Here is an 18,009-nt window from a genome sequence, read left to right as displayed (position 1 = left end):
GCACCCAAGCTCAGGCCGACGCAGGTTGCGCCCCGCCATGGCACCCCTGACCCGAACCACCTCCGTTTCCCTCCGTTCCGCCGGACTCGTGCTGGCGGCGGGCGGCTTCCTGGCCGCCGGCATCGGCGCGGCCACGGCACAGAGCCTTTCGGTCGATCTCGGTCAGGGCGGCTTCACCGAGCGGGCGCTCCAGCTCGTCGCCCTCATCACCGTCCTGGCGCTGGCGCCCTCGGTGCTGGTGATGGCGACCTCGTTCACGCGAATCGTCGTGGTGCTGTCGATCCTGCGTTCGGCGCTGGGGACGCAAAGCGCTCCGCCGAACGCCGTAATTACCAGCCTCGCGCTGTTCCTCACCGCCTTCGTCATGGCACCGACGGCGCGCGAGGCCTATCGCACCGGGATCGAGCCGCTCATCGCGGGCCAGATCACCCAGGGCGTGGCGTTCGATAGGGCCTCGGCTCCGTTCAAGACCTTCATGCTGCGCAACGTGCGCGAGAAGGACCTGAAGCTGTTCCTCGACATGGCGAAGGCCCCCGCCCCCGCCGGGCCGGAAGCCATCGGCCTGGAGATCGTCACGCCGGCCTTCATGATTTCGGAGTTGCGCCGCGCCTTCGAAATCGGCTTCCTGCTCTTCATCCCCTTCCTCGTCATCGATCTGGTCGTCGCCTCGATCCTGATGGCGGTGGGCATGATGATGGTGCCGCCGGCGACGGTGGCCCTGCCGTTCAAGCTGATCTTCTTCGTGCTGGTCGACGGCTGGACCCTCGTGGCCGGATCGCTGATCCAGAGCTACGGAAGCTGACGGCGGCAACCCAGAGAATCAGCCGTGCAGGTGATCCAGGATAGCGAGACCCGCCGGGGTCGCCTCGTAGCGCGCCCGCTGGGTTTTCTGATTGCGCTCGGTGACCGCCAGAAGCTCGGCCTCCCCGGACAGGGTCTCCACCGCACGCAGGACGAGCGCGTGCTCGACGCCGAAGACGCGGGCGAAGCTTCGGCTATCGGCGGCGAGCTTCAGATGAAGGCCCGCGAGTAGCCCGGCCTCCAGGGTCGAGAGGCCGGGCTGGAGGTCGGCGATGGAATCGGTGACGGCGAGAAAGGTCTCGGCATCGGCAGGAGGCTCGTTCACGCGGCCTCCGCCGGACGGCGAAGCGACACCATGACCGATTTCGACGTCGGCGTGTCGCTCTCCTTGCCGAAGGACGACAGGGGAACGAGCACGTTGAGTTCGGGATAATAGCCCGCGAGACTGCCGCGCGGCATGTCGAAGGGCACGAGACGGAAGCCTTCGGCCACCCGCACCACGCCGTCGTCATGGGTGCCGACGATATCGACCCGGTCGCCTGCGATGGCACGGATCTCGGCCAGGTCGTCGGGATGCGCGAACAGCACCTGACGCTCGCCGTAGACCCCGCGATAGCGGTCGTCGAGGCCATAGACGGTGGTGTTGTACTGATCGTGGCTACGGAAGGTCTGGAGCACGAAGGTGCCGGCCTTCGTCCGCGCCTGCTGGTGCTCCGTCGCCTCCGGGAGGGCATCGGCCGAGAAGTTCGCTTTCCCGTTCACCGTCTCGAAGTTGCGCTCGGCAGCGAGGTTGCGCAGCATGAAGCCGCGCGGACGGCGGACGCGGGCGTTGTAACCGGCGAACCCCGGAATGGTCCGCTCGATCAACGCGCGGATGCCATCGTAATCGTCGGCGAGGGCCGCCCAATCGACCTTGTCCGACCCGACGGTGGCCGCGGCCATGCCGGCGATGATGGCGATCTCGGAGCGCAGCTCCGGCGAGGCGGGCTTGTTGATGCCGCCCGAGCCGTGGACCATGCTCATGGAATCCTCGACCGTGACGATCTGGATCTTGCCCTTCGAATTCCGGTCGATCTCGGTGCGGCCGATACAAGGCAGCAGGTAGGCTACCCGGCCCGGCACCAGATGCGAGTGGTTGAGCTTGGTGGCGATATGGACGGTGAGCTCGCAAGAGGCGAGCGCCTTGGCTACCAGCGCCGTATCCGGCGTGGCGCGGGCGAAATTGCCGCCGAGCCCGATGAAGGCCTTGGACGATCCGTCGAGCATGGCGCCGATGGCGCCGATGACGTTGTGGCCGTGCTTGCGCGGGGCGACGAAGCCGATCTCACGCTCGAGGGCGTCGAGCAGGGCGGCGGGCGGCTTCTCGTTGATGCCCACCGTGCGGTCGCCCTGCACGTTGGAATGGCCGCGCACGGGACAGAGGCCAGCGCCGGGACGGCCGATATTGCCGCGCAGGAGCATGACGTTGGTCATCTCCCGGATGGTGGCCACCGAGTGTTTGTGCTGGGTCACGCCCATGGCCCAGGTGCAGATGACCTTGTCGGCACCGAGATAGACGTCGGCCGCGACCTCGATATCGGCGCGGGACAGGCCGCACTGGTCCTCGATCGCCTCCCAGGTGGTCGCCTCCACGACGGCGCGATAGGCCTCATGCCCCTCGGCATGGTGGCTCAGGAAGGCGCGATCGAGGACGGAAGGCCGGCCGGCGGCGAGCGCCGCGTCGTCGGCGGCGAAAACCGCCTTGGCGATGCCGCGGAACACCGCCATGTCGCCGCCCGGACGCGGCTGGTAATAATGGCTCGCCACCGGGGCGCTGGCGCCGCGCAGCATCTCTACGGTGTTCTGCGGATCGGCGAAACGCTCCAGACCGCGCTCGCGCACAGGGTTGTAGACCACGACGCGGGCGCCGCGGGTCGCCGCCTTGCGAAGGTCACCGAGCATGCGCGGATGGTTGGTGCCGGGGTTCTGGCCGACCACGAAGATCGCGTCCGCCTTCTCGAAATCCTCGAGCAGGACGGTGCCCTTGCCGATGCCGATGGCCGCCTGAAGGGCGATGCCGCTGGCCTCGTGGCACATGTTGGAGCAATCGGGGAAATTGTTGGTGCCGTAGAGCCGGGCGAACAGCTGGTAGATGTAAGCCGCCTCGTTGGAGGCGCGGCCGGAGGTGTAGAACTCGGCCCGGTCGGGGCTGTCGAGACCACGCAAAGTGGCGCCGATCTCGGTGAAGGCCGCATCCCAGCTGACCGGCAGGTAGCGGTCGCTCGCTGCGTCGTAGCGCATGGGATGCGTCAGGCGGCCCTCGCCTTCCAGGGCGTAATCCGTCCATGTCCGCAGCGACGTCACCGTGTGCTTCGCGAAGAACTTCGGCGGCGTACGCTTGTCGGTCGCCTCCCATGAGACGGCCTTCACGCCGTTCTCACAGAACTCGAACGAGGAACCGTGCGCCGGGTCACCCCAGGCGCAGCCGGGACAATCGAACCCGTCGGGCTGGTTGGCCTTGAGCATGGCGCGGGCCCCGGAGAGCGGGGCGCGGCTGCTCAGCAGGTGCTTGCCGCAGCTCTTTAGCGCGCCCCAACCGCCAGCGGCGGAGGAACGCTTGGGGGACGCGACCGGGTGATCCATGTACGATCCTGGCTCGGCAAAAAATGGCCTGGACGGCGGAATCGCCATGCGAAACCACGTCCTCTACCACCAGCGATATCGCACCGCACACGGGTCACTCAAACACGGATAAACGCGGGCCAGTCATGCGCTTACGACGATGCATTGGCGCGAAACCGAGCAGTCTTTCGAAGTTCTAAACTCGACCCCGCGTCAGACGCATGAACCGCATGCGACAAAAGCCGGGTTAGATCTCGCGCGTCTTGAGTAGCACCCGGCCGACACAGGTTCGTGCCGCGATGCGGAAGACGGTCCTGCCGCGTCATCACCCTTTTGGAGTGAGACGCCGGGGATCCGGGCTTTCTCGAAAGACTAAGCGGCAGCTGTCCCGAGTTTGGCCAGCGTCGCCGCGTCCCGGCCGACGATCGTCGACAGGTCGCGAGCACCTTCCGCGGCGAGTTTTCTGAGCAAGCCGGCTTTGATCGATCCGACGAGCCCAGGACCGGCATAGACCAGCGCAGAGTAGAGCTGCAGCAGGCTCGCCCCTGCGAGGATCTTGGTCCAGGCCGCCTCGGCCGAGTCGATGCCGCCCACGCCGATGAGCGGGATGGTGCCGCCCACGCGCAGGTAGGTCTCCGCCAGGAGGCGGGTCGCCGGCTCGAAAAGCGGACGCCCGGAGAGGCCTCCGGTCTCCCTGGCCAGGGAGGCGTCGGCGAGACCGGCGGGCCGCGCGATGGTGGTGTTGGAGACCACGAGCCCCTGCACCTTCCTCCGCAAAGCGGTGGCGACGATGGAATCGAGCGCTTCGAGCGAGATATCGGGGGCGATCTTCAGCAGAATCGCAGTCCCGGCGGAGGCCTTGTCGCGAGCCTCGACCACGCGTCCGAGCAGATCATCCAGGAACGCTTCGCCCTGAAGGTCACGCAGGCCGGGCGTGTTCGGCGAAGAGACGTTGACGGTGACGAAGGCGACATGCGGCGCCAGTGCCGAGGTGCAGGCCACGTAATCGGCGATCCTGTCGCTCGACTCCTTATTGGCGCCGATATTGATTCCGACCAATCCGGGTCGACTGCTTCTCGCCGCGAGGCGGCCGCGCACGATGTCGAGCCCTTCGCTGTTGAGGCCGAAGCGGTTGATGACGGCGCCGTCGGCGCTGAGACGGAACACGCGCGGGCGTGGGTTGCCACCCTGAGGCTTCGGCACGACGCCGCCGACCTCCACGAAGCCGAAGCCCAGGCCGAGCAGCGCATCGGGCACCTGCGCGCCCTTGTCGAATCCTGCCGCCAGTCCGACCGGGTTGGGGAACCGACGGCCGAAGGCATCAACCGCGAGCCTCGGATCGTCCGGGGCCGGCTTGCGGGGTGGCAGAAGAGCCAGCCCACGTAAGGTGAGGTTGTGCGCCGTCTCGGCGTCGAGGCCATGCAGGATCGGCTTTGCGAGGGGAAAGAGCGCGCCGATCATGCCGATGCTCCGGTCGAGGGAGGAGTGGGCGAAACCAGATCGGCGGGAAACAGATGCCGGCCGTCCGGCCCAATCGGAAGATCGGTGACGGACCTGACCGCATCGAGCCGGAGGTCGCCGTAGAGATGCGGGAACAGCGCCCCGCCGCGCGAGGGCTCGTAGCGAAGGGCATCTCCCAACGCATCGGCGTCAATCCCGACGAGGACGAGATCGGGAACACCGGCGAAATGCCGAGATGCAGTTTCAGCCACTTGGTCGGCGGTGGAGAAATGAATGAACCCATCGGCATGGTCGACCGGAGCACCGGTGAACCGGCCCGCTTCCTCGGCCTCGCGCCACAAGGCACGCGGGCATATCTTGTAGATCATTGACATCGCGCGTTGCCTTCCGGTTCGACCGCGACCGCGATAGAACGGGCAGGCATCCGTCGCAACCAGCGGCTATTTCTACCTTTGGTCGTGAGTTTGTAATTTCTCCATCTCGAAGATAGTGGCGGCGCGCCGTTGCTTCCGCCGCTTTTTAGTTCTACTTTCCTAAAGCTAGGCTGGATGTCTTAGCCATTCTGATCGAGTCTCGCCATGCTGTCCCACGAGCAGATCTGGACCGCGATCGACCGTCTCGCGGAACGCCATGGATTCTCCGCTTCGGGTCTCGCGCGCCGTGCGGGGCTCGACGCCACGAGCTTCAACCGCTCGAAGCGGATCGGGCCGGACGGGCGCAAGCGCTGGCCCTCCACCGAATCCGTGTCGAAGGTGCTCGCGGCCACCAATGCGACGCTGGACGATTTCCTTCGCCTCATCGAAGCTCGGGAAGGCATGCCGCGCACCATGGTGCCGCTGATCGGCATGACCCAGGCGGGCGCGGGCAGGCTCTTCACTGAGGAAGGCATGCCCACCGGCGGGCCGGGCTGGGAAGAAATCGAGTTTCCCGATCTCGGTGAGGATCGCGCTTTCGCCCTCGAAGTGCAGGGCGATTCCATGGAACCGCTCTACCGCGATGGCGACGTGCTGATCGTGTCTCCCACCGCCAGCGTCCGCAAAGGCGACCGCGTGGTGGTGCGGCTGGCTAGCGGCGAAGTGCTGGCCAAGGAATTGCGCCGCAAGACCGCCCGGACGATCGAGTTGCTGTCGCTCAACCCGAGCCACCCGGAACGCATCGTCCAAGTGGCGGAGATCGCCTGGATCGCGCGGGTGATGTGGGTCCGGCAGTAGACATCGTGGGGAGGCTCCGTGACGTCTTGGCGCTTCCGTCCGATGCGACTAACGCTGGAGCCCGTTCCGCTCCGACAGGCCTGGATACAGCATGGCGTTGCACGATCTGGACGGCGAACGGGATGAGGCTCCGAGCCCGCCTATCGATCTTCGCTCGGCCCTGGATGCCAGCGCCCTTCCCACGCTGCTGATCGACCAATCCAAGACGACGATCGTTGCGGCCAATCCCGCTTTTGCCCGGTTGACCGGCCACGATACCGGGGATCTCGTCGGACGCGATGCCCATCTGCTTCTCGGCGCCAATACCGACAAGGACGCTCGCGCCGCTTTCGCCGCCGCGTTGGCGGGAAAGCGTCCGGAGGGAATCGAGGTGCTGGCCTGGCGCAGGAACGGCTCGACCTTCTGGGCCGAGATCTTCGCAGCCCGCCTGCCCGATACCGACCTTCTCCTCGTCCAGGTGATCGACGTGACCAGGCGGAGGGATGCGGAGGGTGCGCTGGCTTTATCGCGGCAACGCGAGGCGCTGGGCCTGCTCACGAACAGCGTCGCTCACGAGTTCAACAACTTCCTGCAGATTCTCATCGGCTATATCGACGGGCTGAAGCGACGTCTCGGCGACCGCGAGGAACCCTTCATCCAACGGGCGGTGATACGCTCCACCGACGCGGTGGAGCGGGCGACGATCCTGACGCGCCAGCTTCTGACCTTCTCGCGGCGGATCGCGCCGGATGTCCGCCCGGTCGATATGAATGCTCTCATCACCGCCTTCGCCGCGCGCATGCAAGCGACGCTTCCCCCGGGGGTCGCCCTGACGATCCGCGCGGCGCCGGACCTGCCCAACGGGCTCACCAACCCGACCCAGGTGGATCTGGCCCTGTCTCACATCGTCGCCAATGCCTGCGAGGCGATGCCGTCCGGCGGAAGCATCGAGATCGCGAGTTTCGTGGTGCCGCCGAGCGACCCGGCGATCCGCCGTCCGGGCGATGGCGCGGTCGGTCTTTCCGTCCGCGATACCGGGCACGGGATGACACCGGAGATGGCGGCACGGGCGCTCGCGCCCTTCATCACGACGCGCGAGGCCGGACGGGGAGCGGGGCTCGCCATCGTCCACGGCCTGGTGAAGCGTCAGAACGGGACCGTGTCTCTCGACAGCAAGCCCGGCGAGGGAACGACGGTACGGATGATCTTTCCGGCCGCTCTCTGAAATGCACCGGCTTTCTCAAGTCTCGCCGTCATCACAAAAGCAGGGCGCGGCCGGACTAAAACTTGTCGTCGAACGTCACCATATAAGATCCGGCATTCCCGCCGGGACTCTCTCAGACTTCGTTCAGAGGCGTATTCATGTTCATCCCCTCCACGCGTCGCACCCGCGCCGCGACCCTCTTCGCGCTCGCCGCGATGCTGGCCGTTGCTGCGCCCGTTGCCGAGGCCCGTCCAGGCGGCGGCGGTGGCATGGGCTCGCGCGGCTCGAAGACCTTCAACGCGCCCTCGTCCACGAACACGGCGCCGAGCGCTGCGCCGATCCAGCGCTCGCAGACGCAGCCCGGTTCGACCATGGGTAATCCCGGCATGACGAGCGCTGCTACGCAGCGTCCTCGCTTCGGTGGCGGCTTCATGGCCGGCCTTCTCGGCGCCGGCCTCCTCGGAGCGCTCCTGGGTGGTGGCTTCTTCGGTGGTCTCGGCGGCATCGCCTCGATGATCGGCCTGCTGTTGCAGGTCGGCCTCATCGTGATGGTCGTCGCCTTCGCGGTGCGTTGGTTCCGCCGCCGTCAGGGAAATCCGGCTCCCGCCGGCATGGCCCGCTCCAGCATGTCGGGCAATTCGAACCCGGCGGGCTACGGCTCGACGCCCGGCGCGGGTGCTGGTCCCGCCATGGGCGCCGGTTCGGCCATGGGTGCTGCTTCGCGCGGCGCGCCGCAGCCGACCGTCGGCAAGGTCGATATCGGCCCGGGCGACTTCCAGAGCTTCGAGATCGCCCTCAACGACGTGCAGGCGGCCTATGGCCGTGGCGACGTCGCTGCGTTGCGCAACCTCGCGACACCGGAAATGGCGGGCTACTTCGCCGATGAGCTGCGCGGCAACGAATCCCGCGGGGTCGTCAATCGGATCTCGAACGTGAAGCTTCTGCAGGGCGACCTGTCGGAATCATGGAGCGAGGGCCGGATGGAATACGCCACGGTGGCGATGCGCTACGCCATCACCGACGTAACGATCGACCTTCGGACCAACCAGACCGTCGAGACCGGCGAGCCGGAGGCCCTGGAGCTGTGGACCTTCGTGCGCGAGCGCGGCGGGCGCTGGATCCTCTCGGCGATCCAGCAGGGTCGCTGATCGCCTCAACGGCATCGGTCGAAACCAAGAAAGGGCCGCGCGGTATAAACCGCGCGGCCCTTTCTCATGAAGCCTGCGCCCAGGATCAGGCGGCGCGCTTCTGATAATCCTTGATGTCGGTGAAGCGGACCTTCGGCGCGCGCTCTTCCTCGTAGCGGAGGGAGAAGGCGGTGGTCGCCATGAAGACGGGCGCACCGTCGAGGTCGCTCGCCATGGCCGAGCCATGGGTACCGATGAAGGAATCGAGATCGGTTTCCACATCCGATTCGATCCAGCGGCAGATCGAGAAGCGTGTCGGCTCATAATCGATGGGGAGGCCATACTCGGCCTGGAGCCGCTCCTTCAACACATCGAGCTGCAGCGCACCGACGACGCCGACGATGGCCTGCGAGCCGTCATGCGGGCGGAACACCTGGACGACGCCTTCCTCGCCCATCTGCTGAAGCGCTTCCCGCAGCTTCTTCGCCTTCATCGCATCGGTGAGCTTGATCCGGCGCAGAATTTCCGGCGCGAAGCTCGGCACGCCGCGGAACACGATCTCCTCACCCTCGGTGAGCGTATCGCCGATGCGCAGGGTGCCGTGGTTGGGAATGCCGACCACGTCGCCGGCAAAGGCCTCGTCGGCGATGGCTCGGTCCTGCGCGAAGAAGAATTGCGGCGCGGACAGCGACATCGGCTTTCCGGTGCGCACGAGCTTCGCCTTCATGCCGCGGCTGAGCCTGCCCGAGCAGACCCGCATGAAGGCGATGCGGTCGCGATGGTTGGGATCCATGTTCGCCTGGATCTTGAAGACGAACCCCGTCATTTTCGGCTCGGTCGGCTCCACCAGGCGCTTGTCGCAATCCTGGCCGCGCGGCGGCGGCGCGAAGCGGGCGAGCCCGTCGATGAGGTCGCGCACGCCGAAATTGCGCAGGGCCGAGCCGAAGAAGACCGGCGTGAGGTGCCCTTCGCGAAACGCCTCGAGATCGAACCGCTTGAGGCCGGATTCGGCGAGCTCCGCCTCCTCCCGCCACGTGGCCACCTCGCCCTCCTCGGTGAGCAACTGGTCGAAGAGCGGATCGTTCACTCCAGACACGGCCACGGTGCCGGCGTCGTCCGCCGCGTCGAGCCGGCGAACACGACCATTGCCGAGGTCGTAGGTGCCGGCAAAGCTCCGCCCCCGGCCGATGGGCCAAGTGACCGGAGCTACATCGAGCGCCAGGGTCTTCTCGATTTCGTCGAGAAGTTCGAACGGATCGCGCGCCTCACGGTCGAGCTTGTTGATGAAGGTGACGATGGGGATGTCGCGCAGGCGGCAGACCTCGAACAGCTTACGCGTGCGCGCCTCGATGCCCTTGGCGGCGTCGATCACCATCACCGCCGAATCGACGGCCGTCAGGGTGCGGTAGGTATCCTCCGAGAAGTCCTCGTGGCCCGGCGTGTCGAGCAGGTTGAAGACGCAGTCGCCATACTCGAAGGTCATCACCGAGGTGACGACCGAGATGCCGCGCTCCTTCTCGATTCCCATCCAGTCGGACCGAGTCGAGACGCGGTTGCGCTTCGCCTTGACCTCGCCGGCGAGCTGGATCGCGCCGCCGAATAGGAGCAGCTTCTCGGTGAGCGTAGTCTTGCCCGCATCAGGGTGGGAGATGATCGCGAAGGTACGGCGGCGGGCGACGGGATCCTTCGCCCTGTCGGCATCCTTGCCGGTCGCGTCCTTGGGTTCTGTCTGCATCAACATCGCGGGCGGTTGCTTCTCTGGTCCGCCGGGGCGGGCTTGTCTGTACAAGGTCGGGGGCGTGCCCCGTCTGTAATGCGAACGGGGACCGGGCGAAAGCGCGGGGCCTCAACCCCTCCCGATATAGGGCATCTTCGTCGCCATCACGGTCATGAACTGCACGTTGGCGTCGAGGGGCAGGCCGGCCATATAGACCACCGCATCCGCCACGTGACGGGCATCCATGACCGGCTCGACTTTCAGCGACCCGTCGGGCTGCCGGATGCCGGCTGCCATCGGCTTGGTCATGTCGGTCTCGGCATTGCCGATATCGATCTGCCCACAGGCGATGTCATGGTCGCGTCCATCGAGTGAGGTGGACCGCGTGAGGCCGGTGATCGCGTGTTTCGTCGCCGTATAGGGCGCCGAATTCGGACGCGGCACCTGGGCCGAGATCGACCCGTTGTTGATGATGCGGCCGCCGCGCGGGTTCTGCGCCTTCATCATCCGGAACGCGCCCTGCGTGCACAGGAAAGCGCCGGTGAGGTTCGCATCCACGACGGCCTGCCATTGCGCCAGGCTGAGTTCGTCCAGCGGAACGGAAGGTGCGAACAGGCCGGCATTGTTGAACAGGAGATCGAGGCGACCGAACCGCGTCTTCACCTCGGCGAAAAGATGCCCGACTGCTGCGGCATCGCCGACATCGGTCTCCACTGCCATGGCCTCGGCCCCAAGCGCACGCACGGCATCCGCGACCTCATCGATCGGCCCCCGTCGACGCCCGGCCAAAGCCAGATCGAACCCGGCTCGTGCGAGCCCGAGCGAGACCGCTCGGCCGATCCCGGACCCCGCCCCTGTGACGATCGCGATCTGCTTCGACATGCGCGCTCTCCATTTCCTGGTCGGCCGGAGCGAACAGGCTGTTGCAACGGGCCGACGCGGCGTCTAGACAACGCGCGGCCTTGCGTCGATGGGGCGTCGCCAAGTGGTAAGGCAGCGGTTTTTGGTACCGCCATTCGGAGGTTCGAATCCTCCCGCCCCAGCCATCCACGCAAATGGGCCGGCTCGTGAGCGCCTGATGGGCGCCGCTTGAGCGTAGGTGATACGTCCTCCACGTCGAAGGACGACATCTACTCAACAAAACCAAGACCCATGGGAAGCCGAGCCGGTCGAACAGGTGATTCAAGGCGGAATGCTTTGGCCATCAGCGGCCAAGACTGACTGCTGTCGCCGGCAACCATCCTTTCGGTCCGCTGACTCCAATTGAGTTTCGAGCCAGATCAAGTGGTTACTCGATCATGGAAAGCCGAGAGTGTGCATGGGGCACAGCAGCCCTGGGCTCAAGTCCTATGAGAGACTTTAATCCTGTATGCAGGATATTTCGTATTAATCAACATTAACACTGGCATTTTTCTGCTTTGAATAGCATTTTAATGCGGCTAGGGATGAATTGCTTCGCCAGCCAACGAAACCGATTTGTGAGTTCACCATGGTACCAGCTGCTTTCACAGCCGGCCTCGGAGTCGGCCTTTCCTTTCTTTTGGGGCCGAATATCGGAGCCATCGCTCTGATTCCCGTCCTCGTTCTCTGCGTCGTCCGCCTCTTCGGGGAAAAGGTTCTGCGGATGATGGAGGACTGAGAGAGCGACGGGATCTCATCTCGTCGTCATTCGGAAATACTGAGATCGCCAGCACTTCGCGAGTAGACGCTGTGTGACACGTCTAGTCTTTGAAGGCCGAACACGTCACCCCCGTGCGTCCTCGGCGTGTCGAAGACGAGTAATGACTTCCGCGACGATCATGGACGCCGCGTACTGATCCTTGATGCGAGAGGCGTTTCTCAGCCCGTCGATCAGACCGTTGATCGTTCGCCCACCGGTCAAAGTACACAGCCGCATGGTTTTGCCCGCCTGCACCGAAATCGTCGCGATTCGACGGATGAGCTGGTTGCTCAGCGGCCATTGCCGAGATCCGTGGCAACAGAGGGTGTCGGTTTCTCGGGTGTTGCTCCGGCTTTGGGCTATGCATCGGGACGACCTCCCTGAAGACATCCTAACGCCCAGCAAGTTCGATGCCGGCGAGGGGTATCGTCAGGCTGGCGCCGTTCCTATCGTCTCCACGATATCGGCGGGGTGTCGAAAAACCATGTCGGGGCGAGCGGTTACCAGCGCGTCTCCTCGCGTATACCCCCAGGTCACGGCTCCAAAATCGCACGATGCCGCCTTGGCCGCATCGTGATCCCGCAATTCGTCGCCAATATAGATGGCACCGCCAAGCGATCCCTCCTTTCGCATCACTGCGTTCAGGCGCTTGGCCTTACCGAACATCGAGGTGCCGCAGGCGTAATGCCGGAAGCGTAGGGCGCAGGGTCCGAGGACATGCCGGACATTGGCTTCGCTGTTCGAACTGACGATGGCGAGGGTGACGCCTGCTTCGTCGAGGTTGCAGAGCATGTCCCGTATCCCGGGGAACAGCGAGATCGTGGCGATGTCGCGCGACGCAAGTCCGTGCATGTGCCGCGTGATGAACGGCAACTTCCAGGGCGATACGCCGAGCTCACGAATGAGGGCGCGGGCCGAAAGACCCCGTAGCGCATCGGTCTCGGCCGGATCGATCTGCCGGAAACGATAGCGAACAGCGACGTCGTTGATAACGCTGCAGAACCACGGGAACGTGTCGGCAAGCGTCCCGTCGAAGTCGAAGATGGCAAGCTTGTAGGATGTGCGCATCACGCCGGTGGGTCGCCCGTTATGGTTCAGCTCCCCTGAGGAAAAGGAACCTCAAGCGGCCCCGAAGCCGGCGCAACGCAGTAACGAGGACAGACCTCGATGAGTCGAACCCATCGAGGTCTGGAAGGACCGCGTCAGGCCGCCTTCGACGCGGTGCGCGTCGGGTAGTCGATATACCCTTCCGGTCCCTGGCTGTACCAGGTCGATTGCTCGTCCTTGTTGAGCGGCACATGCTCCGCGATCCGCTCGACGAGATCCGGGTTGGCGATGAACGGCCGGCCGAACGCGATGGCGTCGGCCTTGCCCTCGGCGAGGGCGGCCTCGGCGGCGGCCGGATCGTAATCCGAATTGAGGATCAGCGGGCCGCCGAAAGCCTTCCGCATCACGGGCGCGACCGGCGGATGGTTCGGCTTGCCGAAGGTCCCGTTCGGGCCGGGTTCGCGCAGTTCGAGGAAAGCGATACCGATCTTGCCGAGCGCGGCGGCAGCAGCCCCGAACAGAGCGTCCGGATTCGAATCGTCCACGCCTTGGATCTCGCCGTTCGGTGACAGGCGCACGCCCGTGCGGTCCTTCCCGATGGCGTCGGCCACGGTCTGGGTGACCTCCGTCAGCAGGCGGATGCGGTTCTCGACAGAGCCGCCATAGCGGTCATCGCGGTGATTGCTGTTGTCACGTAGGAACTGGTCGATGAGGTAGCCATTCGCTGCGTGGATCTGCACACCGTCGAACCCGGCCGCGATGGCATTGCGCGCGGCGCGGTCATAATCGGCGAGGAGACGCGGAATCTCCTCGATCGGCAGGGCACGCGCCTGGGCGTAGGGCTTCTTGCCCTCGTAGGTATGGGCGTGGTCCGGCGCAGTAGTGGCGGAAGACGAGATCGGCGCCTTCCCGCCATTGAAGCTCGGATGGACGATGCGGCCCATGTGCCAGAGCTGGCAGACGATCCGGCCTCCGGCCTCGTGAACTGCCTTCACGACGGGCTTCCAGGCTTCGACCTGCTCGTCAGACCAGATACCCGGCGCGAAGGGCCAACCGAGCCCTTCTTGGCTAATGCCCGTCGCCTCGGTGAGGATCACGCCCGCGCTCGCCCGCTGCCTGTAATAATCGACCATGATCGGGGTCGGTACATGCTCCCTCGTGGCGCGGGCACGGGTGAGCGGCGCCATGAAGATGCGGTTCTTCGAGTCGATCGCGCCGATGCGGATCGGATCGTGCAGTGAGGGCATGAAGATCTCTCGTCAGACTACGACAATGAAGGCGCGACCGTTCGGCCGCGCCTTCGTTGCCCGTAGGTATGGCGCTGACGGGAGACCGTCAGGGGGACGGCTGGAGCATCGGACACCGCCTGTGCGCCGCCGCACGCCACCACGCCCGGGATCATCACCCCGGCAATCACCTTTCCGGCATCTGACTGAGCTTTGGCTCCGCGAACGCCCTTCCGATAGAGACTCAGAGGTGGGCCAGCACTGCGAGTAGCAGCAGGGCAATGATGTTCGTAATCTTGATCGCGGGATTCACGGCAGGGCCGGCCGTGTCCTTGTAGGGGTCGCCTACGGTGTCGCCGGTCACCGCCGCCTTGTGCGCATCGGAGCCTTTGCCACCGTGATGACCGTCTTCGATGTACTTCTTGGCGTTGTCCCAAGCGCCGCCGCCGGATGTCATTGAGATCGCTACGTAGAGCCCGGTCAGGATCACACCCAGCAGGGATGCGCCCACCGTGGCGAAGGCCTGGTCCTTGCCGGCAATCGCCTGGATCACGAAGAAGATGACGATGGGCGAGAGAACCGGCAGGAGCGACGGAAGGATCATCTCCTTGATCGCCGCGCGGGTGAGCATGTCGACGGCCCGCCCGTAATCCGGACGGTCGGTGCCCGCCATGATGCCGGGCTTCTCGCGGAACTGGCGCCGCACCTCCTCGACCACGGCACCGGCCGCACGGCCGACCGCCGTCATCGCCATGCCGCCGAACAGGAACGGGATGAGCCCGCCGAGCAGGAGGCCGACGACGACGTAGGGGTTCGACAGGGAGAAATCGACGCTCACGCCCTGGAAGAAGCGGTACTGGGTCGGGCTCGCATTGGCGATGAAGTAGTTGAGGTCGCTGGTATAGGCGGCGAACAAGACGAGGGCGCCGAGACCGGCCGAGCCGATGGCATAGCCCTTGGTGACAGCCTTCGTGGTGTTGCCGACGGCATCGAGCGCGTCGGTAGACTTGCGGACCTCCGGCGGCAGACCGGCCATCTCGGCGATACCGCCGGCATTGTCGGTGACGGGACCGAACGCGTCGAGGGCGACGATGAACCCGGCCAGCGCGAGCATGGCCGTGACCGCGATGGCGATGCCGAAGAGGCCTGCCAGCGAATAGGTGGCAATGATGCCCGCCACGATGACGAGCGCCGGCAGCGCCGTCGATTCGAGCGAGATCGCGAGCCCCTGGATCACGTTGGTGCCGTGACCCGTGACGGAAGCGTCGGCGATTGACTTCACCGGGCGGAAGTTCGTGCCGGTGTAGTATTCGGTGATGACGACGATGAGCGCCGTGATGATGAGGCCGATCACCGCGCAGCCGAACAATCCGCCTGAGGTGAAGGTGACCCCGGCATTCGTCTTGAACTCGGTGGCGAATCCACCGAACAGCGCAAAATTCACTAGCGCGATGGCGACGATGGAGAGTGCGCCGGCGGTGATGAGACCCTTGTAGAGCGCACCCATGATCGACTGGTTGGCGCCGAGCCGAACGGCGTAAGTGCCGGCGATCGAGGTGAGGATGCAGGCCGAACCAATGGCCAACGGATAGAGCAGCATCGCCTCCAGCACGTTGCGTCCGGCGATATCGGTCTGGCCGGCGAAGAAGATCGCGGCGAGCACCATGGTGGCGACGACGGTCACCGCATAGGTCTCGAACAGGTCGGCCGCCATGCCGGCGCAATCGCCGACATTGTCACCGACATTGTCGGCGATTGTGGCCGGGTTGCGCGGATCGTCTTCCGGAATCCCGGCTTCGACCTTGCCGACGAGGTCGCCGCCGACATCGGCGCCCTTAGTGAAGATACCGCCTCCCAGACGGGCGAAGATCGAGATCAGCGAGGCGCCGAAGCCGAGCGCCACCAGGGAATCGATGACTTCACGGCTGGCGGGCGCGAGGCCCGAAACGCGGGTGAGGAAGGTGTAGTAGAGCGCGACCCCAAGGAGCGCGAGACCCGCCACGAACATGCCGGTGACGGCACCGGACTTGAATGCGACGTCGAGCCCAGCCCCCAGGGAGGTCGAGGCCGCCTGCGCCGTCCGGACATTGGCGCGCACCGACACGTTCATGCCGATGAAGCCGGCCGCTCCGGAGAGGACCGCGCCGATGAGGAAGCCGATGGCGACCTTCAGTCCGAGAAAATAGGCGAGCGCCACGAACAGAACCACGCCGACGATGCCGATGGTAGCGTATTGCCGGCGCAGGTAGGCCTGTGCCCCTTCCGCAATCGCCCCGGCGATCTCTTGCATCCGCTGGGTGCCGGCGTCGCGTTTCATCACGTCGTTGATCGTGATGATTCCGTAGGCGACGGCGCATAGTCCGCCCAAGATGATAAGCAACAATGCGGTCATTCTACCGTCCTTGCGTTGTTATCGTGATGACGTAGCTCGGCTGGTTATGGGACGAGACGCTTGAAGCGTTTTAGGCATTCCCTCCCTGGGATGCCTGCTCTGATTGCCAAACTTCCGCGGCAAGAGCAAATCCTGCTTAGCTCTTTCACTTGCGATTATTGCTGCGTTGCACAATTCACTAAGCGCTTGATTGAAATCACTCGCATTCGAACCTCTTCGTCTCTTACCGAACTCGTAACGCGGCGCAGCGAAACTTTGCGCATTGATTCACGCTAGGGCATCGATTCCCATGGATTGGGACGGTTTCAAAAATGTGGGAACACGTTATTTCCTGAAGCCATGACCCAGTCGGAACAACCGCCACCGGACCCGGCCCTGACCCGGCTCAGCCTCGCCCTTGACGGGGTACCCCAACGGGGTTTGCCGCCCGTCGAGCGATGGAACCCACCCTATTGCGGTGAGATCGACATGCGGATCGCCGCGGATGGAACGTGGTTCCATAACGGCTCACCGATCCGCCGCCCGGCCCTCGTCAAGCTGTTCTCCTCTATCCTCCGGCGAGAGCCCGATGGCCGCATCGTGCTGGTGACGCCGGTGGAGAGCGTGGGAATCGTGGTGGACGATGCGCCCTTCGCCGCAGTGGAGATGGCGGTGGATGGTGAGGGCGAGACCCGGCGCATCGCGTTCCGCACGAATGTCGACGATCTCGTGACCGTCGATGCCGATCATGCTCTGCGGTTCGAGGAGGGCGGGGATGGCGGTCTGCGCCCCTATATCCATATCCGCCGTGGCCTCTGGGCACTGCTTACCCGCGCAACGACCTACGACCTGCTGGCGCTGGGTGAGGAACGCCTGGTCGATGGGGTGTCGTGGTTCGGCATCGCCGGCGGCGGCGGGTTTCATCCTATCGCTCGCAGCGAAGGCGCATGAGCTTCGACGCGCTGTCGGACCTGCTCGAAAGGGCCGGGCGGGGCCTATCCCCTACTCCCCCCAAAGCCGACGACCCCGTTTCGAACCCACGCGGCGACCACGACCTCGACCCAGCCGGCATCGCGACCCCTCCGGTAAAACCGCACCGGTCAGCAGCGGTCCTGGTGCCTATCGTCGTCAGGAACGAGGAACTGGCGGTGCTCTTCACCGTGCGGGCGTCGCACCTGCGCGACCATTCCGGTCAGATCGCCTTTCCCGGTGGCAAGATCGAACCCTCGGACCGGGACCCGGCGGATGCCGCCCTGCGAGAAGCCCGAGAGGAGATCGGCCTTCGGCCTGACGACATCCGCATCCTCGGCTATCTCGACCCCTATCTGTCGGCGACGGGATTCCTCGTGGTCCCGGTGGTGGGGCTCTGCACCGAAGAAGTCCGGCTCGCCCCAGATCCGGCGGAGGTGGCGGAGGTATTCGAAGTCCCGCTGGGACGCCTGATGGACCCGGTCCGTCGGCGCCTCGGCGTCGGGCTATGGCAGGATCGCCCGAGACGCTACTACGCCATCCCCTTCGGTGACCGCATGATCTGGGGTGTGACGGCGGGGATCGTGAACAATCTCCACGAACGCCTGTTTCCGTGACATGACGGCCTTCCCTCG

15 protein-coding genes and 1 tRNA gene are annotated in these 18,009 nt (G+C 65.2%); 7 read left to right on the top strand and 9 right to left on the bottom strand.

The window, feature by feature from the left end; genetic code table 11:
- Positions 1-37 precede the first annotated feature (37 nt).
- Positions 38-802, top strand: coding sequence for a flagellar type III secretion system pore protein FliP (gene fliP / locus RQI43_RS10140; RefSeq protein ID WP_311275073.1), 765 nt, complete (start codon positions 38-40; stop codon positions 800-802).
- An 18-nt stretch (positions 803-820) separates the two neighbouring features.
- Here the strand turns inward: fliP and RQI43_RS10135 are convergent, their stop codons facing one another.
- The 4 genes from RQI43_RS10135 to RQI43_RS10120 form a co-directional block, all read right to left on the bottom strand.
- Positions 821-1,126 carry a hypothetical protein gene (locus RQI43_RS10135; protein ID WP_311275072.1) on the bottom strand — a complete coding sequence of 102 codons (306 nt, stop codon included), beginning with the start codon at positions 1,124-1,126 and terminating at the stop codon, positions 821-823.
- Complete coding sequence (locus tag RQI43_RS10130; RefSeq protein WP_311275071.1) at positions 1,123-3,423, bottom strand: FdhF/YdeP family oxidoreductase; 2,301 nt, start codon at positions 3,421-3,423, stop codon at positions 1,123-1,125. Before RQI43_RS10130 ends, RQI43_RS10135 begins: the two co-directional genes overlap by 4 nt.
- A 351-nt stretch (positions 3,424-3,774) precedes the next feature.
- Positions 3,775-4,863, bottom strand: coding sequence for a quinone-dependent dihydroorotate dehydrogenase (locus RQI43_RS10125; RefSeq protein ID WP_311275070.1), 1,089 nt, complete (start codon positions 4,861-4,863; stop codon positions 3,775-3,777).
- Positions 4,860-5,237, bottom strand: coding sequence for a DUF952 domain-containing protein (locus tag RQI43_RS10120; RefSeq protein WP_056431194.1), 378 nt, complete (start codon positions 5,235-5,237; stop codon positions 4,860-4,862). The genes RQI43_RS10125 and RQI43_RS10120 overlap by 4 nt, the downstream gene beginning before the upstream one ends.
- Before the next feature lie 204 nt (positions 5,238-5,441).
- Between RQI43_RS10120 and RQI43_RS10115 the strand changes: the two genes are divergently transcribed.
- The 3 genes from RQI43_RS10115 to RQI43_RS10105 all read left to right on the top strand — a co-directional run bounded on the left by RQI43_RS10115 (position 5,442) and on the right by RQI43_RS10105 (position 8,405).
- On the top strand, positions 5,442-6,074 hold the full coding sequence (locus RQI43_RS10115; RefSeq protein WP_056431196.1) for a helix-turn-helix transcriptional regulator: 633 nt from the start codon (positions 5,442-5,444) through the stop codon (positions 6,072-6,074).
- A gap of 91 nt (positions 6,075-6,165) precedes the next feature.
- Positions 6,166-7,278, top strand: coding sequence for an ATP-binding protein (locus tag RQI43_RS10110; protein ID WP_311275069.1), 1,113 nt, complete (start codon positions 6,166-6,168; stop codon positions 7,276-7,278).
- 137 nt (positions 7,279-7,415) lie between these two features.
- Positions 7,416-8,405 carry a TIM44-like domain-containing protein gene (locus RQI43_RS10105; RefSeq protein ID WP_311275068.1) on the top strand — a complete coding sequence of 330 codons (990 nt, stop codon included), beginning with the start codon at positions 7,416-7,418 and terminating at the stop codon, positions 8,403-8,405.
- Between the two features lie 85 nt (positions 8,406-8,490).
- Here RQI43_RS10105 and RQI43_RS10100 read toward each other — a convergent pair whose 3' ends face one another.
- Both RQI43_RS10100 and RQI43_RS10095 read right to left on the bottom strand, forming a co-directional pair.
- Complete coding sequence (locus RQI43_RS10100; RefSeq protein ID WP_311275067.1) at positions 8,491-10,125, bottom strand: peptide chain release factor 3; 1,635 nt, start codon at positions 10,123-10,125, stop codon at positions 8,491-8,493.
- Positions 10,126-10,230: 105 nt separating this feature from the next.
- Entirely contained in the window at positions 10,231-10,983 is a 753-nt protein-coding gene (locus RQI43_RS10095) for an SDR family oxidoreductase (protein ID WP_311275066.1), read from the bottom strand.
- Between the two features lie 89 nt (positions 10,984-11,072).
- Here RQI43_RS10095 and RQI43_RS10090 point away from each other — a divergent pair.
- A tRNA-Gln gene (locus RQI43_RS10090) sits at positions 11,073-11,147 on the top strand.
- A gap of 1,043 nt (positions 11,148-12,190) precedes the next feature.
- On the opposite strand, the gene RQI43_RS10085 is transcribed toward RQI43_RS10090, so the two are convergent.
- The 3 genes from RQI43_RS10085 to RQI43_RS10075 all read right to left on the bottom strand — a co-directional run bounded on the left by RQI43_RS10085 (position 12,191) and on the right by RQI43_RS10075 (position 16,426).
- Positions 12,191-12,829 (bottom strand): HAD hydrolase-like protein, encoded by a 639-nt coding sequence (locus tag RQI43_RS10085; protein WP_311275065.1) that lies wholly within the window; start codon positions 12,827-12,829, stop codon positions 12,191-12,193.
- Positions 12,830-12,963: 134 nt separating this feature from the next.
- Positions 12,964-14,055 carry an alkene reductase gene (locus RQI43_RS10080; RefSeq protein ID WP_311275064.1) on the bottom strand — a complete coding sequence of 364 codons (1,092 nt, stop codon included), beginning with the start codon at positions 14,053-14,055 and terminating at the stop codon, positions 12,964-12,966.
- Between the two features lie 223 nt (positions 14,056-14,278).
- A complete protein-coding gene (locus tag RQI43_RS10075) occupies positions 14,279-16,426 on the bottom strand; it encodes a sodium-translocating pyrophosphatase (protein WP_311275063.1) in 2,148 nt (715 codons plus the stop codon).
- 339 nt (positions 16,427-16,765) lie between these two features.
- Between RQI43_RS10075 and RQI43_RS10070 the strand changes: the two genes are divergently transcribed.
- Together RQI43_RS10070 and RQI43_RS10065 are read left to right on the top strand one after the other, a co-directional pair.
- Positions 16,766-17,356 (top strand): DUF1285 domain-containing protein, encoded by a 591-nt coding sequence (locus RQI43_RS10070; RefSeq protein ID WP_311275062.1) that lies wholly within the window; start codon positions 16,766-16,768, stop codon positions 17,354-17,356.
- On the top strand, positions 17,353-17,991 hold the full coding sequence (locus tag RQI43_RS10065) for a CoA pyrophosphatase (protein WP_311275061.1): 639 nt from the start codon (positions 17,353-17,355) through the stop codon (positions 17,989-17,991). Before RQI43_RS10070 ends, RQI43_RS10065 begins: the two co-directional genes overlap by 4 nt.
- Positions 17,992-18,009: the final 18 nt, after the last annotated feature.

The organism is Methylobacterium sp. WCS2018Hpa-22 (assembly GCF_031843785.1).
Lineage (GTDB): Bacteria > Pseudomonadota > Alphaproteobacteria > Rhizobiales > Beijerinckiaceae > Methylobacterium.
The sequence above is the reverse complement of the archived record's forward strand: the minus strand, read 5'-3'. Positions and strand labels throughout refer to the sequence as shown.

Excerpts from the sequence above, each read along its gene's own strand:
- fliP (WP_311275073.1), top strand. The coding sequence starts at position 38 with ATGGCACCCCTGACCCGAACCACCTCCGTTTCCCTCCGTTCCGCCGGA.
- RQI43_RS10130 (WP_311275071.1), bottom strand. The coding sequence starts at position 3,423 with ATGGATCACCCGGTCGCGTCCCCCAAGCGTTCCTCCGCCGCTGGCGGT.
- RQI43_RS10125 (WP_311275070.1), bottom strand. The coding sequence starts at position 4,863 with ATGATCGGCGCGCTCTTTCCCCTCGCAAAGCCGATCCTGCATGGCCTC.
- RQI43_RS10120 (WP_056431194.1), bottom strand. The coding sequence starts at position 5,237 with ATGTCAATGATCTACAAGATATGCCCGCGTGCCTTGTGGCGCGAGGCC.
- RQI43_RS10115 (WP_056431196.1), top strand. The coding sequence starts at position 5,442 with ATGCTGTCCCACGAGCAGATCTGGACCGCGATCGACCGTCTCGCGGAA.
- RQI43_RS10110 (WP_311275069.1), top strand. The coding sequence starts at position 6,166 with ATGGCGTTGCACGATCTGGACGGCGAACGGGATGAGGCTCCGAGCCCG.
- RQI43_RS10105 (WP_311275068.1), top strand. The coding sequence starts at position 7,416 with ATGTTCATCCCCTCCACGCGTCGCACCCGCGCCGCGACCCTCTTCGCG.
- RQI43_RS10100 (WP_311275067.1), bottom strand. The coding sequence starts at position 10,125 with ATGTTGATGCAGACAGAACCCAAGGACGCGACCGGCAAGGATGCCGAC.
- RQI43_RS10095 (WP_311275066.1), bottom strand. The coding sequence starts at position 10,983 with ATGTCGAAGCAGATCGCGATCGTCACAGGGGCGGGGTCCGGGATCGGC.
- RQI43_RS10085 (WP_311275065.1), bottom strand. The coding sequence starts at position 12,829 with ATGCGCACATCCTACAAGCTTGCCATCTTCGACTTCGACGGGACGCTT.
- RQI43_RS10080 (WP_311275064.1), bottom strand. The coding sequence starts at position 14,055 with ATGCCCTCACTGCACGATCCGATCCGCATCGGCGCGATCGACTCGAAG.
- RQI43_RS10075 (WP_311275063.1), bottom strand. The coding sequence starts at position 16,426 with ATGACCGCATTGTTGCTTATCATCTTGGGCGGACTATGCGCCGTCGCC.
- RQI43_RS10070 (WP_311275062.1), top strand. The coding sequence starts at position 16,766 with ATGACCCAGTCGGAACAACCGCCACCGGACCCGGCCCTGACCCGGCTC.
- RQI43_RS10065 (WP_311275061.1), top strand. The coding sequence starts at position 17,353 with ATGAGCTTCGACGCGCTGTCGGACCTGCTCGAAAGGGCCGGGCGGGGC.